This window comes from Acidobacteriota bacterium (assembly GCA_028874215.1).
In the GTDB taxonomy this organism is placed as follows: Bacteria; Acidobacteriota; UBA6911; order RPQK01; family JAJDTT01; genus JAJDTT01.
Map to the genome: position 1 here is coordinate 87981 of JAPPLF010000051.1, position 15327 is coordinate 103307.

12 protein-coding genes are annotated in these 15327 nt (G+C 62.7%); 7 read left to right on the forward strand and 5 right to left on the reverse strand.

The genetic code is table 11. The features are described 5' to 3' along the window. Positions 1-48: 48 nt before the first annotated feature. Together OXT71_10140 and OXT71_10145 are read right to left on the reverse strand one after the other, a co-directional pair. Positions 49-1062, reverse strand: coding sequence for an NAD-dependent epimerase/dehydratase family protein (locus OXT71_10140; GenBank protein MDE2926745.1), 1014 nt, complete (start codon positions 1060-1062; stop codon positions 49-51). A 212-nt stretch (positions 1063-1274) separates the two neighbouring features. Further along, positions 1275-2357 carry a hypothetical protein gene (locus tag OXT71_10145; GenBank protein ID MDE2926746.1) on the reverse strand — a complete coding sequence of 361 codons (1083 nt, stop codon included), beginning with the start codon at positions 2355-2357 and terminating at the stop codon, positions 1275-1277. 152 nt (positions 2358-2509) lie between these two features. Here OXT71_10145 and OXT71_10150 point away from each other — a divergent pair, with 152 nt between their 5' ends. Then, complete coding sequence (locus OXT71_10150) at positions 2510-5965, forward strand: TonB-dependent receptor (GenBank protein ID MDE2926747.1); 3456 nt, start codon at positions 2510-2512, stop codon at positions 5963-5965. 78 nt (positions 5966-6043) lie between these two features. On the opposite strand, the gene OXT71_10155 is transcribed toward OXT71_10150, so the two are convergent. Continuing rightward, complete coding sequence (locus OXT71_10155; GenBank protein MDE2926748.1) at positions 6044-7009, reverse strand: phytanoyl-CoA dioxygenase family protein; 966 nt, start codon at positions 7007-7009, stop codon at positions 6044-6046. A gap of 205 nt (positions 7010-7214) precedes the next feature. On the opposite strand from OXT71_10155, the gene OXT71_10160 reads away from it, so the two are divergent. From OXT71_10160 to OXT71_10175, 4 genes are all read left to right on the forward strand, one after another. After that, on the forward strand, positions 7215-7460 hold the full coding sequence (locus OXT71_10160) for a type II toxin-antitoxin system prevent-host-death family antitoxin (protein ID MDE2926749.1): 246 nt from the start codon (positions 7215-7217) through the stop codon (positions 7458-7460). 113 nt (positions 7461-7573) lie between these two features. After that, the gene (locus tag OXT71_10165; GenBank protein ID MDE2926750.1) at positions 7574-8041 is read left to right on the forward strand and encodes a PIN domain-containing protein; all 468 of its coding nucleotides are present in this window, start codon (positions 7574-7576) and stop codon (positions 8039-8041) included. A 185-nt stretch (positions 8042-8226) separates the two neighbouring features. Continuing rightward, positions 8227-8826 (forward strand): AAA family ATPase, encoded by a 600-nt coding sequence (locus OXT71_10170; GenBank protein MDE2926751.1) that lies wholly within the window; start codon positions 8227-8229, stop codon positions 8824-8826. A 55-nt stretch (positions 8827-8881) separates the two neighbouring features. Next, positions 8882-9766 carry a hypothetical protein gene (locus OXT71_10175; GenBank protein MDE2926752.1) on the forward strand — a complete coding sequence of 295 codons (885 nt, stop codon included), beginning with the start codon at positions 8882-8884 and terminating at the stop codon, positions 9764-9766. Between the two features lie 323 nt (positions 9767-10089). Here the strand turns inward: OXT71_10175 and OXT71_10180 are convergent, their stop codons facing one another. Further along, positions 10090-10842, reverse strand: a complete 753-nt coding sequence (locus tag OXT71_10180; protein MDE2926753.1) for an SDR family NAD(P)-dependent oxidoreductase — start codon at positions 10840-10842, stop codon at positions 10090-10092. 87 nt (positions 10843-10929) lie between these two features. Between OXT71_10180 and OXT71_10185 the strand changes: the two genes are divergently transcribed. Together OXT71_10185 and OXT71_10190 are read left to right on the forward strand one after the other, a co-directional pair. Further along, positions 10930-11790 carry a carbon-nitrogen hydrolase family protein gene (locus OXT71_10185; protein ID MDE2926754.1) on the forward strand — a complete coding sequence of 287 codons (861 nt, stop codon included), beginning with the start codon at positions 10930-10932 and terminating at the stop codon, positions 11788-11790. A gap of 54 nt (positions 11791-11844) precedes the next feature. Further along, positions 11845-12129, forward strand: a complete 285-nt coding sequence (locus tag OXT71_10190) for a hypothetical protein (GenBank protein ID MDE2926755.1) — start codon at positions 11845-11847, stop codon at positions 12127-12129. Between the two features lie 104 nt (positions 12130-12233). Here the strand turns inward: OXT71_10190 and OXT71_10195 are convergent, their stop codons facing one another. Continuing rightward, on the reverse strand, positions 12234-14978 hold the full coding sequence (locus tag OXT71_10195) for a leucine-rich repeat domain-containing protein (GenBank protein MDE2926756.1): 2745 nt from the start codon (positions 14976-14978) through the stop codon (positions 12234-12236). Between the last annotated feature and the right edge of the window lie 349 nt (positions 14979-15327).

The following is a 15327-nucleotide window of genomic DNA, read 5'->3' on the forward strand; positions in this document are numbered from 1 at the left end:
TTTGCTATGGCCGTTTTGGGGTCAACCTTTCTATCTTTAACTTACGTCTCACCTTTTTCGGTGTGGGCCGGCGCCGCCGGCTTGGGCTGCGGGCCCGGCCGGCCGGGCGGGCGCGGGCCGGCGTTCCCGGTACCAGGCCGCCGTCCGGGAGAGTTCGTCACGGAAGTCGATGGTGGGATTGAAGTCCAGCTCGGCCCGGGCCTGGGAGATGTCCGCTTGAGTGTGGGCCACGTCGGCGGTGCGGGGAGGCCGGCGTTCCAGCGGAAGCTTTCTGCCGCTGATCTGCTCCAGGGCCTGCTGGAGTTGGATCAGGGAGTGGGCCTGTCCCTGCCCGATGTTCAAGACTTCAGCCGAAAAACCATGGTTGCGAACCGCCGCGGCGACATTGGCCTGCACCACGTTGTCGACGAAGCAGAAGTCCCGCGTCTGCGTGCCGTCCCCTTCCAGATACGGCTGGTACGAAGGATCCACGTACAGGTGATGGAGCCACGCCGGCAACACGGTGGAATAGGCGCCGCCGAAACGGGCTCCGGGTCCGAAGACGTTGAAGTAGCGCAGGCTCACCACGTCCAGGCCGTAGAGGCGATGAAACATCCGGCACCATTGTTCGCCCTGCAGCTTGGTCAGAGCGTACGGCGACTGTGGGTTGCAGGGATGCGTCTCGGGAGTGGGCAGGGTGTCGGCGCCGCCGTACACCGAGCTGCTGCTGGCGAAGACCAGCCGGCTCTCTCCCACGAGACCCGCTTTGAGCATGGCGTTCAGCACCGAGATGGTCCCGGTCAGATTGGGCGTCGCACTCCGCAGAGGCTCCTGGACCGAATAGGAGACCCGTGGCACGGCAGCCAGATGGATCACTGCAGAGGGACGGATTTCCCGAAACAGGCGGCGGAGCCACTCCGTGTCGGTGACGCATCGGACGTGATACCGGACGCCATTCACCGGGCGCCTGGACGAACCCTCGGAGAGGTCGTCGACGCCGATGACCTGGTGGCCCAGGTCGATGAGCCTCCGGCAGGTGTTCTGGCCGATGAAGCCGTTGCTCCCGGTGACGACCAGCTTCATTTCGCCGAACCTCTCCTGACCGTTCTCACGCCCGGCCGAGAGGCACACGTCGACTTGCGGCGGTTGATCACGATTCTCCCCTCGTCCTTCGCCGGCGCCCACATCAAGGGTCCGTAAAGATAACCGCGACGAATCTTTAAGATAGCAGAGTCTACGGACTCGAATCGGCAGGGCGCCAAGAGTCGGATGATTTTGTGTTGCGGCAGCGAAACTCAACAGCCGGACAGGTACGGCCGGAGCCGGGGGGCGATGTCGGAGCTGAACCAGGCGGCGCCGGCAGGGGAGAGGTGGTGACCGTCGGTGAAGAGACGGGGGTCCGAGTAGTCCCGGCGAGGGTAGAGGACGTCGACCCCTTTCTCTCCGGCCAGAGATTCCAACAGGCGCTGGTTTCGGGAGGCCGCCGGTTCGTGGACCCGGAGGAACGAAGGGTGCAGGGGCATGATCAGGAAGACGGGAGTGATGCGCGCGTCTCTGACCTCGTCGATCAGCACTGAAAGATTTTCCAGATCGACGGCATTCTCTTCGGTGAAGCGGGGCCGTTGCCCCTCGCTCCGGTACTCGCCGCTGGTCAGCAGAGCCCACTGATCGCTGTGCCACCCGTACCGGGTCTGCAGGCCGGCCACCCGTTCCGCCTCCCGGAAGGTCATGGAGGCGTCCACGTAGGGAGCGACGTAGCAGTCTCCCAGAAACCAGCACTTCAGGTCCGGGATCACCTCCTGATGGATGAGGTCGGAGCGGTAGCGGTAGAGGGCCAGATGACGGGCCAGGAAATTGGAGACCGCGCTTCCGATCGGATCTTCCGCACCCGATTCGGAATGTTTCATCCGGTAGTGCAGCGAATCCCGGTAGAGGCGGGTCAATCGTGTGGACTTGTCCGTGGTCAGGAGCCAGTCGGGACTGACGCCGAACACCAGCGTCCCGGTCCGGATGCCGTTCCCCAGGAGTAACTCGGGCAGGAACACCTGCCTCGTGAAGCGGACCGTCTGGGAGCCGGTCCCGAAGTTGAAGAAGGTCTCGGGCGGGACTCCCAGGGTGCGGCCGATCACTTCCGGGTCGAATCCGCACTTGGTCCGGGAGTCTCCCGTAAAGATGATTTGCGGCGGCCGCTCATATCTCAGGATACTGGCCAGCCGTTTCGTGACCCGCGGATCGTGGGTCGGAATCAACCGGACGTCGAACTGGGGAAGGACGACCTTGCGGGCGTTGAGCTCGACAAAGGCCCAGTCCAGTGATTTGAAGCCGGCGACGGCCAGCAGAAGCGTTCCCAGAACCCGCAAACCCAGGCTTGTCCGCATCTCACCTACTCTACAACGTGGCGCCAACCATCGGACCGGAACGGGGAGACGCGTCGGGCCCCGTGATTTGACTCCTTTCCCGAGAGCTGCTATCAATGGTGGTAAATTACCCCATAACTTCTTGCCTGACAGTCCTTTAGAGAGGGGGAATCATGAACGAGCGGAAGGGCCTGGTCCTTTTTCTGCTGGTCGTCCTGTTGGCCTGGAGTCCCGTCTGGGCCCAGAGAACCCGCGGCTCCATCGGCGGCCGCGTGGTGGACGACACCGGCGGCGTCATCCCGGGCGTGGCGGTGACGGCGACCAACGTCGCCACCGGAGTGGATCTTTCCACCGTCAGCAACGACACCGGCACCTACCGGGTCAACTACGTGGAGCCGGGCGAATACGAATTGACCGTGTCTCTCCCCGGGTTCAAGACCATCAAGCAGACGGTCCAATTGAGGACGGGCGATGCTCTGCTCCTGGACTTCACGCTGGAGGTGGGCGAGGTCACGGAAGAGGTGACGGTCCAGGCCCAGGCGCCGTTGCTTCAGAGCAGCAACGCCACGCTGAGCAACCTCATCGACAACGAGCGGATCGAGACCCTGCCGTTGGCCCAAGGAAATCCGAGCCACCTGCTGATCCTGGCGCCCGGCGCGTCGAGTCCTCCGGGCGGCGGCTGGAAGTGGGACGAGCCGGGGTGGTCCATCGCCACCGGCTTCTATTTCCACGGCACGCGCGGAAACGCCATCGGTTTCACCCTCAACGGCATCAACAACGTGGGGAACGCCGTCGGCGGCAGCCAGCAGGCCCAGGTCCAGCCCTCTACGGAGGCGGTCCAGGAGATGAAGATCTCCCACGACTACGACGCCACCAAGGGGCACCACTCGGGAACCACCATGGACGTCACCATGAAGTCGGGCAGCAACCAGTGGCACGGGTCGGTCTACGGATTCTGGCGCGACAGCGACTGGAACGCCGCCGCCTTCTTCGACAACCGCGCCGGCGCCGACAAGGTGCCCTCCTTCTACCGGCGTTACGGCGGCGGGGTCAACGGGCCCGTCTTCAAGGACAAGACCTTCTTTGCCTTCACCTTCGAGAGCACCTTCCAGGAGACGACCGAGTTCTACGGGACCCGCACCGTGCCCACCCCCGCCATGTTGCAGGGAGACCTTTCGGCGCTGCTGGCCGCCGGCCCCGAATACCAGATTTACGACCCCGGCACCATCCAACCCACGGGGGACGGATTTTTTTCCAGGCAGCCCATTCCCAACAACATCATTCCCTCCAGCAAGATTCACCCCATCTCTCAAAAACTCCTGGAATTCTGGCCTGCGCCCAATGTGACCGGGGGAGCCGACGGGACCCGGAACTTTCAGCCCGTGACTCCCTCCCCCACCGGGTGGACCCAGTACTTCGCCCGGGTGGACCACACCTTCAGCCCCAGCAACCGGCTCTTCGGGAACTACGCGCTCCTGGGAGACTGGTCGGGTGAATGGCGGGACTATTACGGCAACCTGGCCACCGGCTTCTGGCAGGCGATCGAACGGTGGAACTTCGGCTTGGACGACGTCTGGACCGTGAGTCCCACGACCATCCTCAATTTCCGCTACAGCTTCAACCGCGGAGGGTATCCGGCTTACGCCAAGAGCATGAAGAAGACGAACCACCCGGACGGGTTCTTCGACCTGGCCACCCTCCCCTTCTCGGAGAACATGCTGAGTCAATTGGACCCGGCCGAGACGGCGCTGCCCCACATCCAGATCCAGGGCTTCAGCGGTATCCACGACGAGACCCGCAACGCTCTCTACCGCACCATGGTGCACACCGCGGAGACCTCCACCGACCTCAACCGGGGCAATCACAACGTCAAGTTGGGTATGGAGTTCCGCAGCAGCCTGACCAACCAGGCCAGCTTTACCTGGGCCAATCCGGTCTTCCGCTTCGGCTGCGATTTCACCAACGGGCCGCTGAACACCTCGCCCTGCGCGCAGGGTCAGGGTTTCGCCGCCTTCCTGCTGGGGCAACCCTCCAGCGGATTCATCAACCGGAACGCCAACTTCGCGGCCCACACCAACTACTACGGCGTCTTTATTCAGGACAACTGGCGAGTGACTCCCGAACTGACCGTCAACATCGGGCTTCGCTGGGAGTACTTCGCTCCGGTCACCGAGCGTTTCGACCGGAGCGTGAGCACCTTCGACTTCGGAGCCGACAGCCCCATCGCGGCCGCGGCGACGGCGGCGTATATGGCCAATCCCATTCCGGAGATCTCTCCCGGCGATTTTCAGGTCAAAGGAGGGATCACCTATGCCGGCGTCGGCGGAATCCGACGAGAACTATGGGACGTGCCCTCCAACCTCTTCGCTCCCCGCATCGGTTTCGCCTACCGCTTCGGCGACGACACGGTGTTGCGCGGGGGCTACGGGATGTTTCATGAGCCGGTGGGCATCTTCGGAAACCGGTTCCGGCCCATTCTCACGGGTTTCAGTCAGTCGACCGACCTGGTTCCCAGCTTCGATAATGGCGTCACCTACATTGCCACCTTCGAAGACCCTTTCCCCACCGGACTCAAGGAGCCCATCGGAAACAGCATGGGTCTGGCCACGAACCTGGGTCAGAGCGTGAGCTTCTTCGACCAGAACACGGTCAAGATCCCCTACAACCAGCGCTGGTCACTGACCGTCCAGCACATGCTGCCGGCGGACACGCTGCTGGAAGTGGGGTACGTGGGAACCCGGGCGACGGGTGGATTCGGATCCCGGAACCTGAACGTCCTTCCGGGCCGCTATCTGAGTACCCTCAGCCACCGCAACGAAGCGAACATCGCCTTGCTGGGCGCTTCTTTTGCCAACCCCTTCGCCGGACTCCTCCCGGGGACGGGATTGAACACCGCCAACATCAGCCGCAGCGATCTGCTCAAGCCGTACCCTCATTTCCGGAACGTGACCCTGAGCATGACCAATCAGAACTACGCCTGGTATCACGCGTTGGAGACGCGGCTGGAAAGGCGTCTGAGCCGAGGCATCAGCTACATGCTCGGCTACAGTTGGTCCAAGTTCATGGAGGCCCGGCAGTACCTCAACCCCAGCGATCCGGTTCCCTACGAAGTCGTGGCGACCGCCGACCGGACCCACAACTTCAAGCTCACCGGGATCTGGCAGGTGCCCTTCGGGCGCGGCCACAGGCTGGGCGGTTGGCAGGTCTCCGGGGTCTGGCAGCTCCAGAGCGGTTTCCCCCTCAGTTTCGGGAACGTGTTCACCACCTCGGGCTTCGACCCCAAGAAGCTGCCTCTGTCGGGCGGAACCGTGGAGAAATGGTTCAACACCAACGCCGGATTCGAGAGGAGTTCCGCCAGGGCTCCCGAGGGGACCCACAAGCGGACCTTCCCCTTCCGCTTCAGCAATCTGCGTTCCGCTCCGGTCGACTTCTGGGACATCAGCGTCATCAAGGACACCTTCATCACCGAGGGCCACCGGCTCCGCTTTCAGGCCCAGTTCCTGAACGCCTTCAATCACGCCAGCTTCGGTCCGGTGGTGACGAACCCCACCAGCGGCAGCTTCGGGTTGGTTCAGCGGGACGTGACCTGGCCCAGGCGGATTATGCTGGGCGTGAAGTACATATTTTAGGCGCGGATTTCTCACCGGGGCCGCGGTCACCGTGCTCCCGGATCCTCCACACCTCGGGAAATTGGGAAGCCGGGCGACTCAGGCGCAGCGAGGATCGCCTTCGACCCAGCGTTGAAAGCTGGGGTTTTCAACCTGGGCCAGATGGTCCCTGGCTTGACGCCAGCTCTCCGCCCAGATTTCCGGGTCCCTGAGTTCCGACTCGGGATTGGAACGGCTCCGCGCCACGAATCCCGGAAACCAGGGCCGCCCGGTGTGCTCTCCGATGGGGTTGTATCGAAGATCGAAGCTGCAACGCAGTTGATCGCTCCGGTTGGCGAGAGAGCTGTGCATGGTCAGCTTGTGCATGAAGAGCACGTCTCCGGCCTTCATCGGCAGGGGGCGGGCCCCGGGGGAGACGAGCCGGTCGGGAATCTGGAACTTGCCCGGGGACGTACAATGCAAAGTCAATCCCCGTTTGTGACTGCCCGGCACCACCATCAGGCAACCATTCTCCCGGGTGGCGTCCGTGATCGGAACCCAGACCGTCAGCATCTTGGTGGAGTCGGCGTCCGGGATCACGACACCCTGGTCCTGATGCCAGGAAGTGCGCGCGACCAGCGCGTTCAGCAGCACGTCTTCGGACAGCAGGCGCTGGGGCGGCTTGATCCGAATGTGCTGCACGGGGTTCGAATAGATCTCGGGGCCGATGAAACGTTCGACCGCATCCAGCAGTCCCGGGTGTCTGAGGAGACGGAACACCTCCGGCGGATGATGAATTGGAGTGTCGGGGTAAATCCCGCTCTGGGGAAGCGAGATCTCCATCTCCTGGAAGAAGGAGCCACCGGTCTCGCTGACGACGGCCGCCAGGCGTGGCCCGAATGAGAGGTCCTCGTACGTACTGGAAAGGACGCCCTTGTCCGCGAGCCGGCGGGCGAGGGAATCCACGAGCCGCTCGTAGTGGTCCAGGATGGGTTGGAGGTCGAACTCCGGGTCCAGGATTCCCTCCAGCACCACGTAGCCCTGCTCCTCGAACTGCCGCATGAAACCGTTTGCCGCTTCGGTCATGGCCAACTCCTGCTTTCGCGGTTCAGAATGTTTCCATCACGCCGGCTCGTCAGCGGGGCCCGGCTCCTGATCGCGATCGGCCGCTCGCCCGCCGGCCATTCGGGTTTGATCCCTCAGAATACGCTCCTCCAACGTACCGTGGCAAGGTGACAGGCGGGTCAATTTGTAGTATATACTACATAGAGCGTCACAGAGGGAGAACCCAATGCGGACCATTCCCTTGAGGGTTGCCAACCAGAAGTTCTCGAAGCTGGTGCAGGAGGTTGAAAACGGTCAGGAATTCCTGATTACCCGGAGAGGCCATCCGATTGCGGAGCTTGTGCCCCACCAGGCTGACAAGACCACCGACCCCAACTGGAATGCGGCCTACCGGCAGATGATGACCCGCCTGAGGAAGGGGGCCTCGCTCGGAGGTCTGAGGATCGAGCGTGACGAGATCCATGAACGTTGACCGGAATGGCCCCCCGCTTCAGGAAAGAGTTTCCGAGATGAATCTCATTCTCCCGCACCTGTCCATCGTCTGCCGAAGTATCCGGGACACAAAACGCACCAGCAGGCGTAGAATTGCGGGTTAGGCCTGTCCCGAGACGCTTCTCGCTGGACACCAACATCCTGGTGTACGCGGTCGATCGCGATAGCGGACTCCGGCACCATGAAGCCGTCGATTTGGTGGGTCACGCGGCGAAGTGCGACTGCGTGCTGACGATCCAGTCGCTGGCGGAATTCTTTCGGGCGACCACCCGCAAAGGGTTGCTCAGTCCGGCCGACGCGGGCGCTTTCGTGCGAGATTGGCTCGGACTATTCGATATCGCCTCAGCGGACGACGTGGCATTGGTCGATGCCATGGAAGCAGCGGAGGAACACGGGCTGTCATTCTGGGACGCGATGCTCTGGGCCGCCGCGCGGAGTGCTCGCTGCTCGTCGATTTTGACCGAAGATCTGCAAGATGGCCGGCGCCTGGGTGGAGTCGAGTTCCTGAATCCCTTCAGGGCTGAAAACAGAGACCGCTTGTCTCTCTTGCTGGGAAATTGATCCCTTCCTGCGTTACGGATGGCAGCAACCTTCGATTCAGGAGTTTTTCGGGTCTGCCTCGGAAGGCTGGTTGTGTGGACCATCGTTCCTTGACGGTTCCCGGCGCGCTTCCTAACATGGGGCCCCCGGTCTGTTCTGGGGGCGGGGTCCACCGCCGGAATCGTCACCCACGAGTCGAGCAAACCATGTACCTGAAAATCCTCACTCATCCCATATTCATGAACCTGAACTTCCACATGCCCATGATCGTCGATCTGCGTCATCCCCTCATCATGCTGAGCGGAGAGAACGGATCGGGGAAGTCGACGCTGCTTCATTCCATCTACCATGCGCTCAGGGGTGAACGACTGCAGCACTATTCGTATCGTCTCGAAACCCGGGACGTGGAGATCGGGGAGGTTCGCCTCTTCGACGCCGAGCAGCACAACCCCCGCAATCAGTTGCACCTCTTCAAGGACGAGCCGCAGATGCTGGAGTTCCTCCATGTCGCGAGTCACGGCCAGATCATGCTCTCGCTCTTCCAGGAGTCGTTTCCCAAGCTCCCCGAAGGGACGGTGCTCCTGCTGGACGAGCCGGAGATGGCCCTGTCCCAGTCGAACCAGCGCCGCGTGCTCAAGATGCTCATGGAACTGGTGGATCAGAAGAACATGCGCATCGTCACGGCGACCCATTCGCCGATTCTGCTGGAGTCTCCCCACACCTACGTCATCGATCTGGACCAGGCCGTGAACCGCAACGTCCTCCCCGACGATCTGCCGGTGCCGGGTCAGAGCACGATCAACTGAAGCTTCCAACCGCGCCCGCTGGAGCCCGCGCCTCGAAGCCCGTAGAGTGGGAAGGATGGATGTCACCCTGCGGGAGGTGGGAAACGTCCTCACCCGGACCAGCGGCTACCTGAAGACCGTCACTTCCCACTCGCTCCAGCCCTATCGGGGCTGCAGTTTCGGCAACTCACTTTGCGGCGCCGGTTGCTACGTCCGGCACAATTTCTTTCTGACCCGGGGACGCTCCTGGGGGAGTTTCCTGGAGATCCGGGAGAACGCTGCCGCTTCCTACCGGCGGCACTGGCGGCGGGAAAGGAACTGGGCCCGCCGCTGCAGAGAGCGTTTCGGAGTCTTCCTGTCCAGTTCCACCGAGCCATTTCTGCCCCAGGAATCCCGGTACCGTGTCACCGGCAGCGTCCTGGAGGCCATGTTGGAGCGGCCGCCCGACCTGTTGGTGCTTCAGACCCACTCCCACCGGGTGACCGGTTACTCCGACCTTTACCTGGAACTCTCACGGCGCTGCCGGCTTCGGATCCATATTTCCATCGAGACCGACCTCGACGCCGTCCCCGGCCTGCCCGGCCACGCCAGCTCCGTCGATCGCCGCTTCGAGGCTGCTTGCCGGCTCCGGCGACTCGGCCTTTTCACCGTGATCACCGTTTCTCCGCTGCTGCCCATCCGGGATCCGGAGCGATTCTTTCGCCGAATCGGCGACGCCGCGGACCGGGTCGTGATCGACCATTTCGTCGAGGGAGACGGATCTCCCGACGGGTCACGGACGCTGAGGACGGCGTTGCCTCGAGCGATGATTCAGGTCGACAAGGAATCCATCGGTCTCGCCTACCGGGACCGTATGGTCCAGGTGGCCCGGGACATCCTCCCGGGGCGGGTCGGAGTCAGCATTGATGGGTTTGCGGGCCGGTATTTGACAAGCGGCCGGCCTTTGGTCGAATATTGCTGAGTTCCACAGGCTCCGGCATCGGAGTGGTGGCGGTTCCAGGGACTTGGGCGGCCCACGGAGCCGAGCAGGAGGGGTCTTGCTAAGTGAGGGTATTGCCCGGAAAGGAGGTGATTCAGTGGATATAGATAAACATGGTATGGCGGAGGTGGCGTCCTTCTAACGGAAGCCACTCTTGTCAAGTGGTGTCAAGGAGGGTTTCCTGAGGGAAGGGGACCCAACGCCACCGAAACCATTCCTTTCTGGGCCCCGCGCCTGACCCCAGGCCGGGGCCCTTCGCATTTCCCGCCGCTACGGACCCCTCGCCGGATCCTTCCCGGTCTTGGCTAGTAGGTGGCCCGCCCGCCCGAGATATCGAACACGCCGCCGGTGCTGAACGAACAGTCCGGCGACGAAAGCCAGGCCACCAGCGCCGCCACCTCTTCGGTCTTTCCGAAGCGGTCCATCGGGATCTTGGAGCGCATGTAGTCGATGTGCTGCTGGGTCAACTGTTTCAGCATATCGGTCTCGATCACGGCCGGGGTCACGCAGTTCACCAGGATTCCGCTGGTGGCCAGTTCCTTGCCCAGGGCCTTGGTCAGGCCGATGACACCCGCCTTGGCGGAGCTGTAGTGGGAGGCGTTGGGGTTCCCCTCCTTCCCGGCGATGGAGGCGATGCTCACGATTCGCCCCCAGCCCCGGTCCAGCATCATGGGGACCACCGAACGGCAGCAGTGATAGACGCCGAACAGGTCGACCTCGACGACCCAATGCCACTCCTCCGGATCATACTCCCAGAGGGGCTTGGTGGCGCCGGCGACGCCGGCGTTGTTCACCAGAATGTCGATGGACCCCAAAGCGTTGCGGGTGCTCTCGGCAACGGCATCGACCTGATCCGCCCGGGTCAGATCGACCGTCCGGAAGCTGCAGGCTCCCGTTTCCCCGAGTCGATCCGCCGCCGCCGCCGCGGTTTCCTCATTGATGTCCCAAATGCAGCAGGCTGCTCCCGAATCCAGGAGGCGCCGGGTAATGGCATAGCCGATGCCACGGGCCCCTCCGGTAACGACCGCGTTCTTTCCTGTCAGATCGATCCTGTTCATGTTGTCCCTCCGGTTTTCAGAATAAACCGTTCGGAGAGCAAAGAGGAGAGAAGTGGTAGGATTCGAGGAAAAAGGGGGGAAACGCCAATGGCTTCAATCCGGATTGGGCTGGCTCAGGCCAGACAGGTGGACGACCTTCAGATCAACGCCCGGACCGTCTTCCGGTTCATGGAGGAGGCCTCGGCCCGGGGCGTGCAGATCCTTTGCTTTCCCGAGACTCACACCGTCGGCTACCGCGTCGACGTGACGCCGCCGCCCCCGCAGCGGCCGGTGCCGGCGGACCATCTTTCCCGGCTCCATCGGCAGGTGGCCGAGCGCTGCGGAGAATTGGGAATGGCCTGCATCCTGGGGACCGAAATCCCCAACCCGGAGGATCCGGTGCTGGGGAAACCCTACAACTCGGCGCTGGTCGTTTCCGAGAAAGGCCAGATTTTGGGGGCCCACCACAAGGTCCGGCTGACTCCCCTGGACGCCACCGCCTATATCCCCGGGACCCGCTTCGAGACCTATGAGCTGTGGGGAGTCCGGGTGGGGGTCGTCATCTGCTTTGAGGGATTCCGGTTTCCCGAGGCCACGCGCGAGTGTGTCTCCCAGGGAGTCCAACTGGTCTTTCATCCTCAGAACAACACCACGCGTCCGGCCGCTTGGAAAATCCCGATTCACCGTTCCTTGATCGTCGCTAGAGCGGCCGAGAACACGGTCTGGGTCGCTTCCTGCAACTGCTGCTACGAGGAGCATCAGAACAGCACCAGCCTGGTCGTGGCCCCGGACGGGCAGGTGGTGGGAGAAACCGGGCTGGGAGAAGAGGCGCTTCTGGTTCGGGATATCGATCCGGATCAGGCCACGCGAGCCATGTTCCTCTACGACCTGGAAGGATGCGCCCCGGTCCTGTTCGGCGATCAGGTCCGGCGGGAGGAATTCGCCCATGTTCTGGAGCCGGCCGGTTAAATCACTTCCGGTTCCATCGAATCTCTCGGTCCGCCGTTCTCGGGAGTGCCTGCGATGAATGCCGAGTCGATCATGGACGTCCTGGGTTTCATCCTGGGAAGCTCGTTCGTTCTGATTCTGGGTCTGTGTGTCGTGCTGGGTCTGATCTGGTGCCTGGTTCCTTTCGCGATTTTCGGGATCAAGCCCCGTTTGGACGCGGTGGCCCGGGCAATCCAGGAGCAGACCCGGGTGCAGCAGGCACTGGTCCGGGAACTGAGGTCGCTCCGGGATCAAACCGCCGAGAAGACGCCTGCGGTCCGGCCGGCGCGCCGGACATCAGCGGAACACTCCTCAGAATAGGCGGCGGCGGCCGCGACGGCGATGACCCCCCTGATATGGAGGCGCGTCAAGGCGGGAACGGGCCGTTCTGGACAAGACACCCTCGCAGGCCGAAGAGCGGCGGGCTAATCTTCGCCCAGCCACCATGAGGCCCCGAAGGCCGAGTGCGGGGTCAGGAATCTCACGACGACTTGCCCCGCCGTGACGAAGGTGCGGTTCGCCGTCTCCTTCTCCACCACCACGGTGCCGCCGATGAACGACCTCTTGTCCTGGGTCGGAACGCCGTCGGGAATCTCAATCGAGCTGTCGGAAGGGTCTCCGTCTCCATAGTCCCTGGTGCATGTGACCTGGGTGCGGTGAAACCTCACCCACCCCGGTGAAGCGTTTGTCTCCGGATCGACCGGGGCGTCCAGACCCGCAAAGTCCTTCCCGCCGGCGGCCGACGATGGGACGATGTCCGTCAGGTCGGCCAAGCTCCAACCTTCGACCCGGGCATTCCCGATGCAATCCTCCGGAGAAGCATTGGGCAGGACTCCGATCCCATCCACCAGGACATGGAGGCTCGGCGGAGGCTCGGGAAGGGGCAGTCCACCGAACACCGGGAGATCCGTCTCGGGGAACGACAATACATTTCCCATGGCGTCGTGGAGCGCGATCCTGTACAGAGTCCTGGCGGCAAGGAGTTGGTACTCGCCAGGGTCGCCGTAGTCATCTGCCACGGACAGGAACCGGACCCGCTGCTCCTGGTGGGCGGTCCGGTACAGGGCCGGCCATACCAGCGCCCCGCCGTTGACGACCCGGTTGTTCTCCGAGGCCGTCGGATCCTGGGCCACGGGAGCCCCGGCGCCGCTGTCGTCGGCTCGGTTGTCGTCGTCGGTCGCGGCGTTCTCCTCCTCGGCGCCCCCATGCACCTTGGGGGCCAAACGACCCCCGTTCGCGCCGTCCAGGACGGTATAAGGGACGTCGATTCCGATGTGAACCGCACCCGCCGCTCCGGAGATCGCAATGGCCGGTCGCGTCAAGGCGTTCACGCCCCAGGCGATCCCCTCGCCCAGGTCCGGAAGGAGCTGGGCCGCCGTGTGGTGGCCGGTCAACCAGTTGAAAGCCAGGGGCTGGTAGTTGTGGATGCTCAAGTCGCCGACGTTCCTGGAGGTATCGTCGGCACCGGCAGCGTCGCTCGCTTGGGAGCAATCATTGGCTCCGTCAATGCCATGCCCGGTGTATTCGAGGTTGTTGTCTTCCGCGGTGGCGCCGACGGCGGTCCTGATCTCTCCGCAATTGTCGATGTTGTCCACCCCGTGCAGGTCCTTGGCCAGGAATGTGGGGAAGAGGATGTTCGCCGTGTCAGCCGTGTTGCTTTCGTTGCCGCTGGTGTCGGGATCGTCGACCGTGTTTGCACCCACCGCCGTGACGGCAATCACGAATCGCCCGGAATTGAAGCCGGCATCCTCTTCGGAGCTCAGAGCCGGGATCGTGTCGAAGAGGATGTCCTTGACGTTCACCCTCCCCCCGGCGCCCTCTCCGTCAGCAGTGCCTGGAATCTCGTGATCGAAGGGATCGACCAGGACCGCGGCACCGGCCCGCAGGACCCGCAGGTACCAGAGAACACGTTTCATCTCGTCGTTGTGATATTGAAACAGCACCGTCACTGCCCGGTCCTCGCTGGTGTTGGCGACGGAGATGAAATTCTTCTGCGCGGCCTCCGTCGTCCCCAACAGGTCCGAGACACTCCGAGAGGCCGGGATGCCGGTCCCCGCCTGGTCTCGGGCGCTGATCCCCGTGTCGGTGATGAACAGCAGTTGGGAACCCGGGACGTCGTCGCTGTCGTCGATCGGGGTCCCCGCCGGACCCTCCCACAAAGTGAGTGGCCTGTAGGTGAAGCGGAACCCGCTCCAGCAGACGGAGACAATGGTGCAGCTCAAGTCCGCGCTCAGGCCAGAAAGTCTGAGAGTGACGGGTCCGTCCCCGGTACGAGTCACGGTGACCGGCGCACTCTCGGTCTCGCCCTGCGCGATAGACACCACTGCGGGCGACACGGTGCCTCCTTCTGCCGACAAGGACAACTGCAACATTGGCAGGGGAACGCCCAACACCAGGCGGACGCGCACCGTGGCCTGTTCCTCAGTCGCGCTTCCCTCTTGCGGGAAGGTGAACAGGAATGGGAAGAGCGAATCGGGATCGTCGGGCTGGTTGCCGTAAATGTACAACAACTGCAGGCTGGTGAGGCCGACGAAGATGCCATCCGGCAAGGTCGTCAACAGGTTGTTGGGCATAATGAGCTGCTTAAGCGAGGAGAGACCCCTGAACAGGCCGGCCGGAACTTCTGTCAGAAGATTATCTCCCATTTCCAGAATTTCCAGGTTGGGCAGGCCGCTGAACAGGTCCGGCGGCACCGTTGCCAGCGCGTTGGTATGGATGTAAAGACGCAGGAGACTCGGGAGATCGTTGAACACGCCCGACGGCACCGTAGTCAGGAGAGAATTTCGGTTGATGGTCAGGGTTTCCAACTGGCCAAGGTCTTCGAACACGCCCGACGGCAGCGTGGTAATACTGGTGCCTGTGATATTCAGGAACTGCATGCTCGTGAGACCCGAAAAGTCGTCGGTTTGAAACGCATCGATCTCACTGTCCGAAAGGGTCAGTTGGTTGATTCCTGCCAGTTGCTGGGCAGTTACGTCGCCGCAGGCCGTGCCTGGTGAGAGCCGCGATAGAATCTCGTCTCGAACCTGTGGGGTCCGGTCGCAAATACCGGTGGATTGCGACCACGCTTCAGTCGGTCCCCACAAGACGAACAGGGCGAGCAGGACAATCGGTGCGGGCTGTCGATGTCGACTCCGGCCGCCGGACCTCCGGCAGGCTCTCTTTGGCATGGGCCGGCAACTCTCGGGGCGTCAATCCAGGAGATCGGATGTCCAGCGAATTTCTTCCGGCCATCGTCGTATCCCCGGGGTGGCCCTCCCCCCTCGGTCTCGTCCGGTTTGCCCGAACGACGTTTGTGAGAAAAAGAGAGGACGGAGCTTCTTTTGCTGTTTACTGAATTGGGATCGAGGGATCTTCGGTGAGCGACCCACTGCGATATATAACACTTACCGTACAGCGTAACGAAATAAATTTGAGCTGTTTTGGTAAAAGATGATATGGGAATGACAAATTGGGTCTATATTGTGACAAATCTGTGCGATTTCAACTGAAGTCGCCATCATTGGCGACCGCAGAGTC

Coding starts and splice junctions, on each gene's coding strand:
- OXT71_10140 (MDE2926745.1), bottom strand. CDS start 1,062: ATGAAGCTGGTCGTCACCGGGAGCAACGGCTTCATCGGCCAGAACACC.
- OXT71_10145 (MDE2926746.1), bottom strand. CDS start 2,357: ATGCGGACAAGCCTGGGTTTGCGGGTTCTGGGAACGCTTCTGCTGGCC.
- OXT71_10150 (MDE2926747.1), top strand. CDS start 2,510: ATGAACGAGCGGAAGGGCCTGGTCCTTTTTCTGCTGGTCGTCCTGTTG.
- OXT71_10155 (MDE2926748.1), bottom strand. CDS start 7,009: ATGACCGAAGCGGCAAACGGTTTCATGCGGCAGTTCGAGGAGCAGGGC.
- OXT71_10160 (MDE2926749.1), top strand. CDS start 7,215: ATGCGGACCATTCCCTTGAGGGTTGCCAACCAGAAGTTCTCGAAGCTG.
- OXT71_10170 (MDE2926751.1), top strand. CDS start 8,227: ATGTACCTGAAAATCCTCACTCATCCCATATTCATGAACCTGAACTTC.
- OXT71_10175 (MDE2926752.1), top strand. CDS start 8,882: ATGGATGTCACCCTGCGGGAGGTGGGAAACGTCCTCACCCGGACCAGC.
- OXT71_10180 (MDE2926753.1), bottom strand. CDS start 10,842: ATGAACAGGATCGATCTGACAGGAAAGAACGCGGTCGTTACCGGAGGG.
- OXT71_10185 (MDE2926754.1), top strand. CDS start 10,930: ATGGCTTCAATCCGGATTGGGCTGGCTCAGGCCAGACAGGTGGACGAC.
- OXT71_10190 (MDE2926755.1), top strand. CDS start 11,845: ATGAATGCCGAGTCGATCATGGACGTCCTGGGTTTCATCCTGGGAAGC.
- OXT71_10195 (MDE2926756.1), bottom strand. CDS start 14,978: ATGCCAAAGAGAGCCTGCCGGAGGTCCGGCGGCCGGAGTCGACATCGA.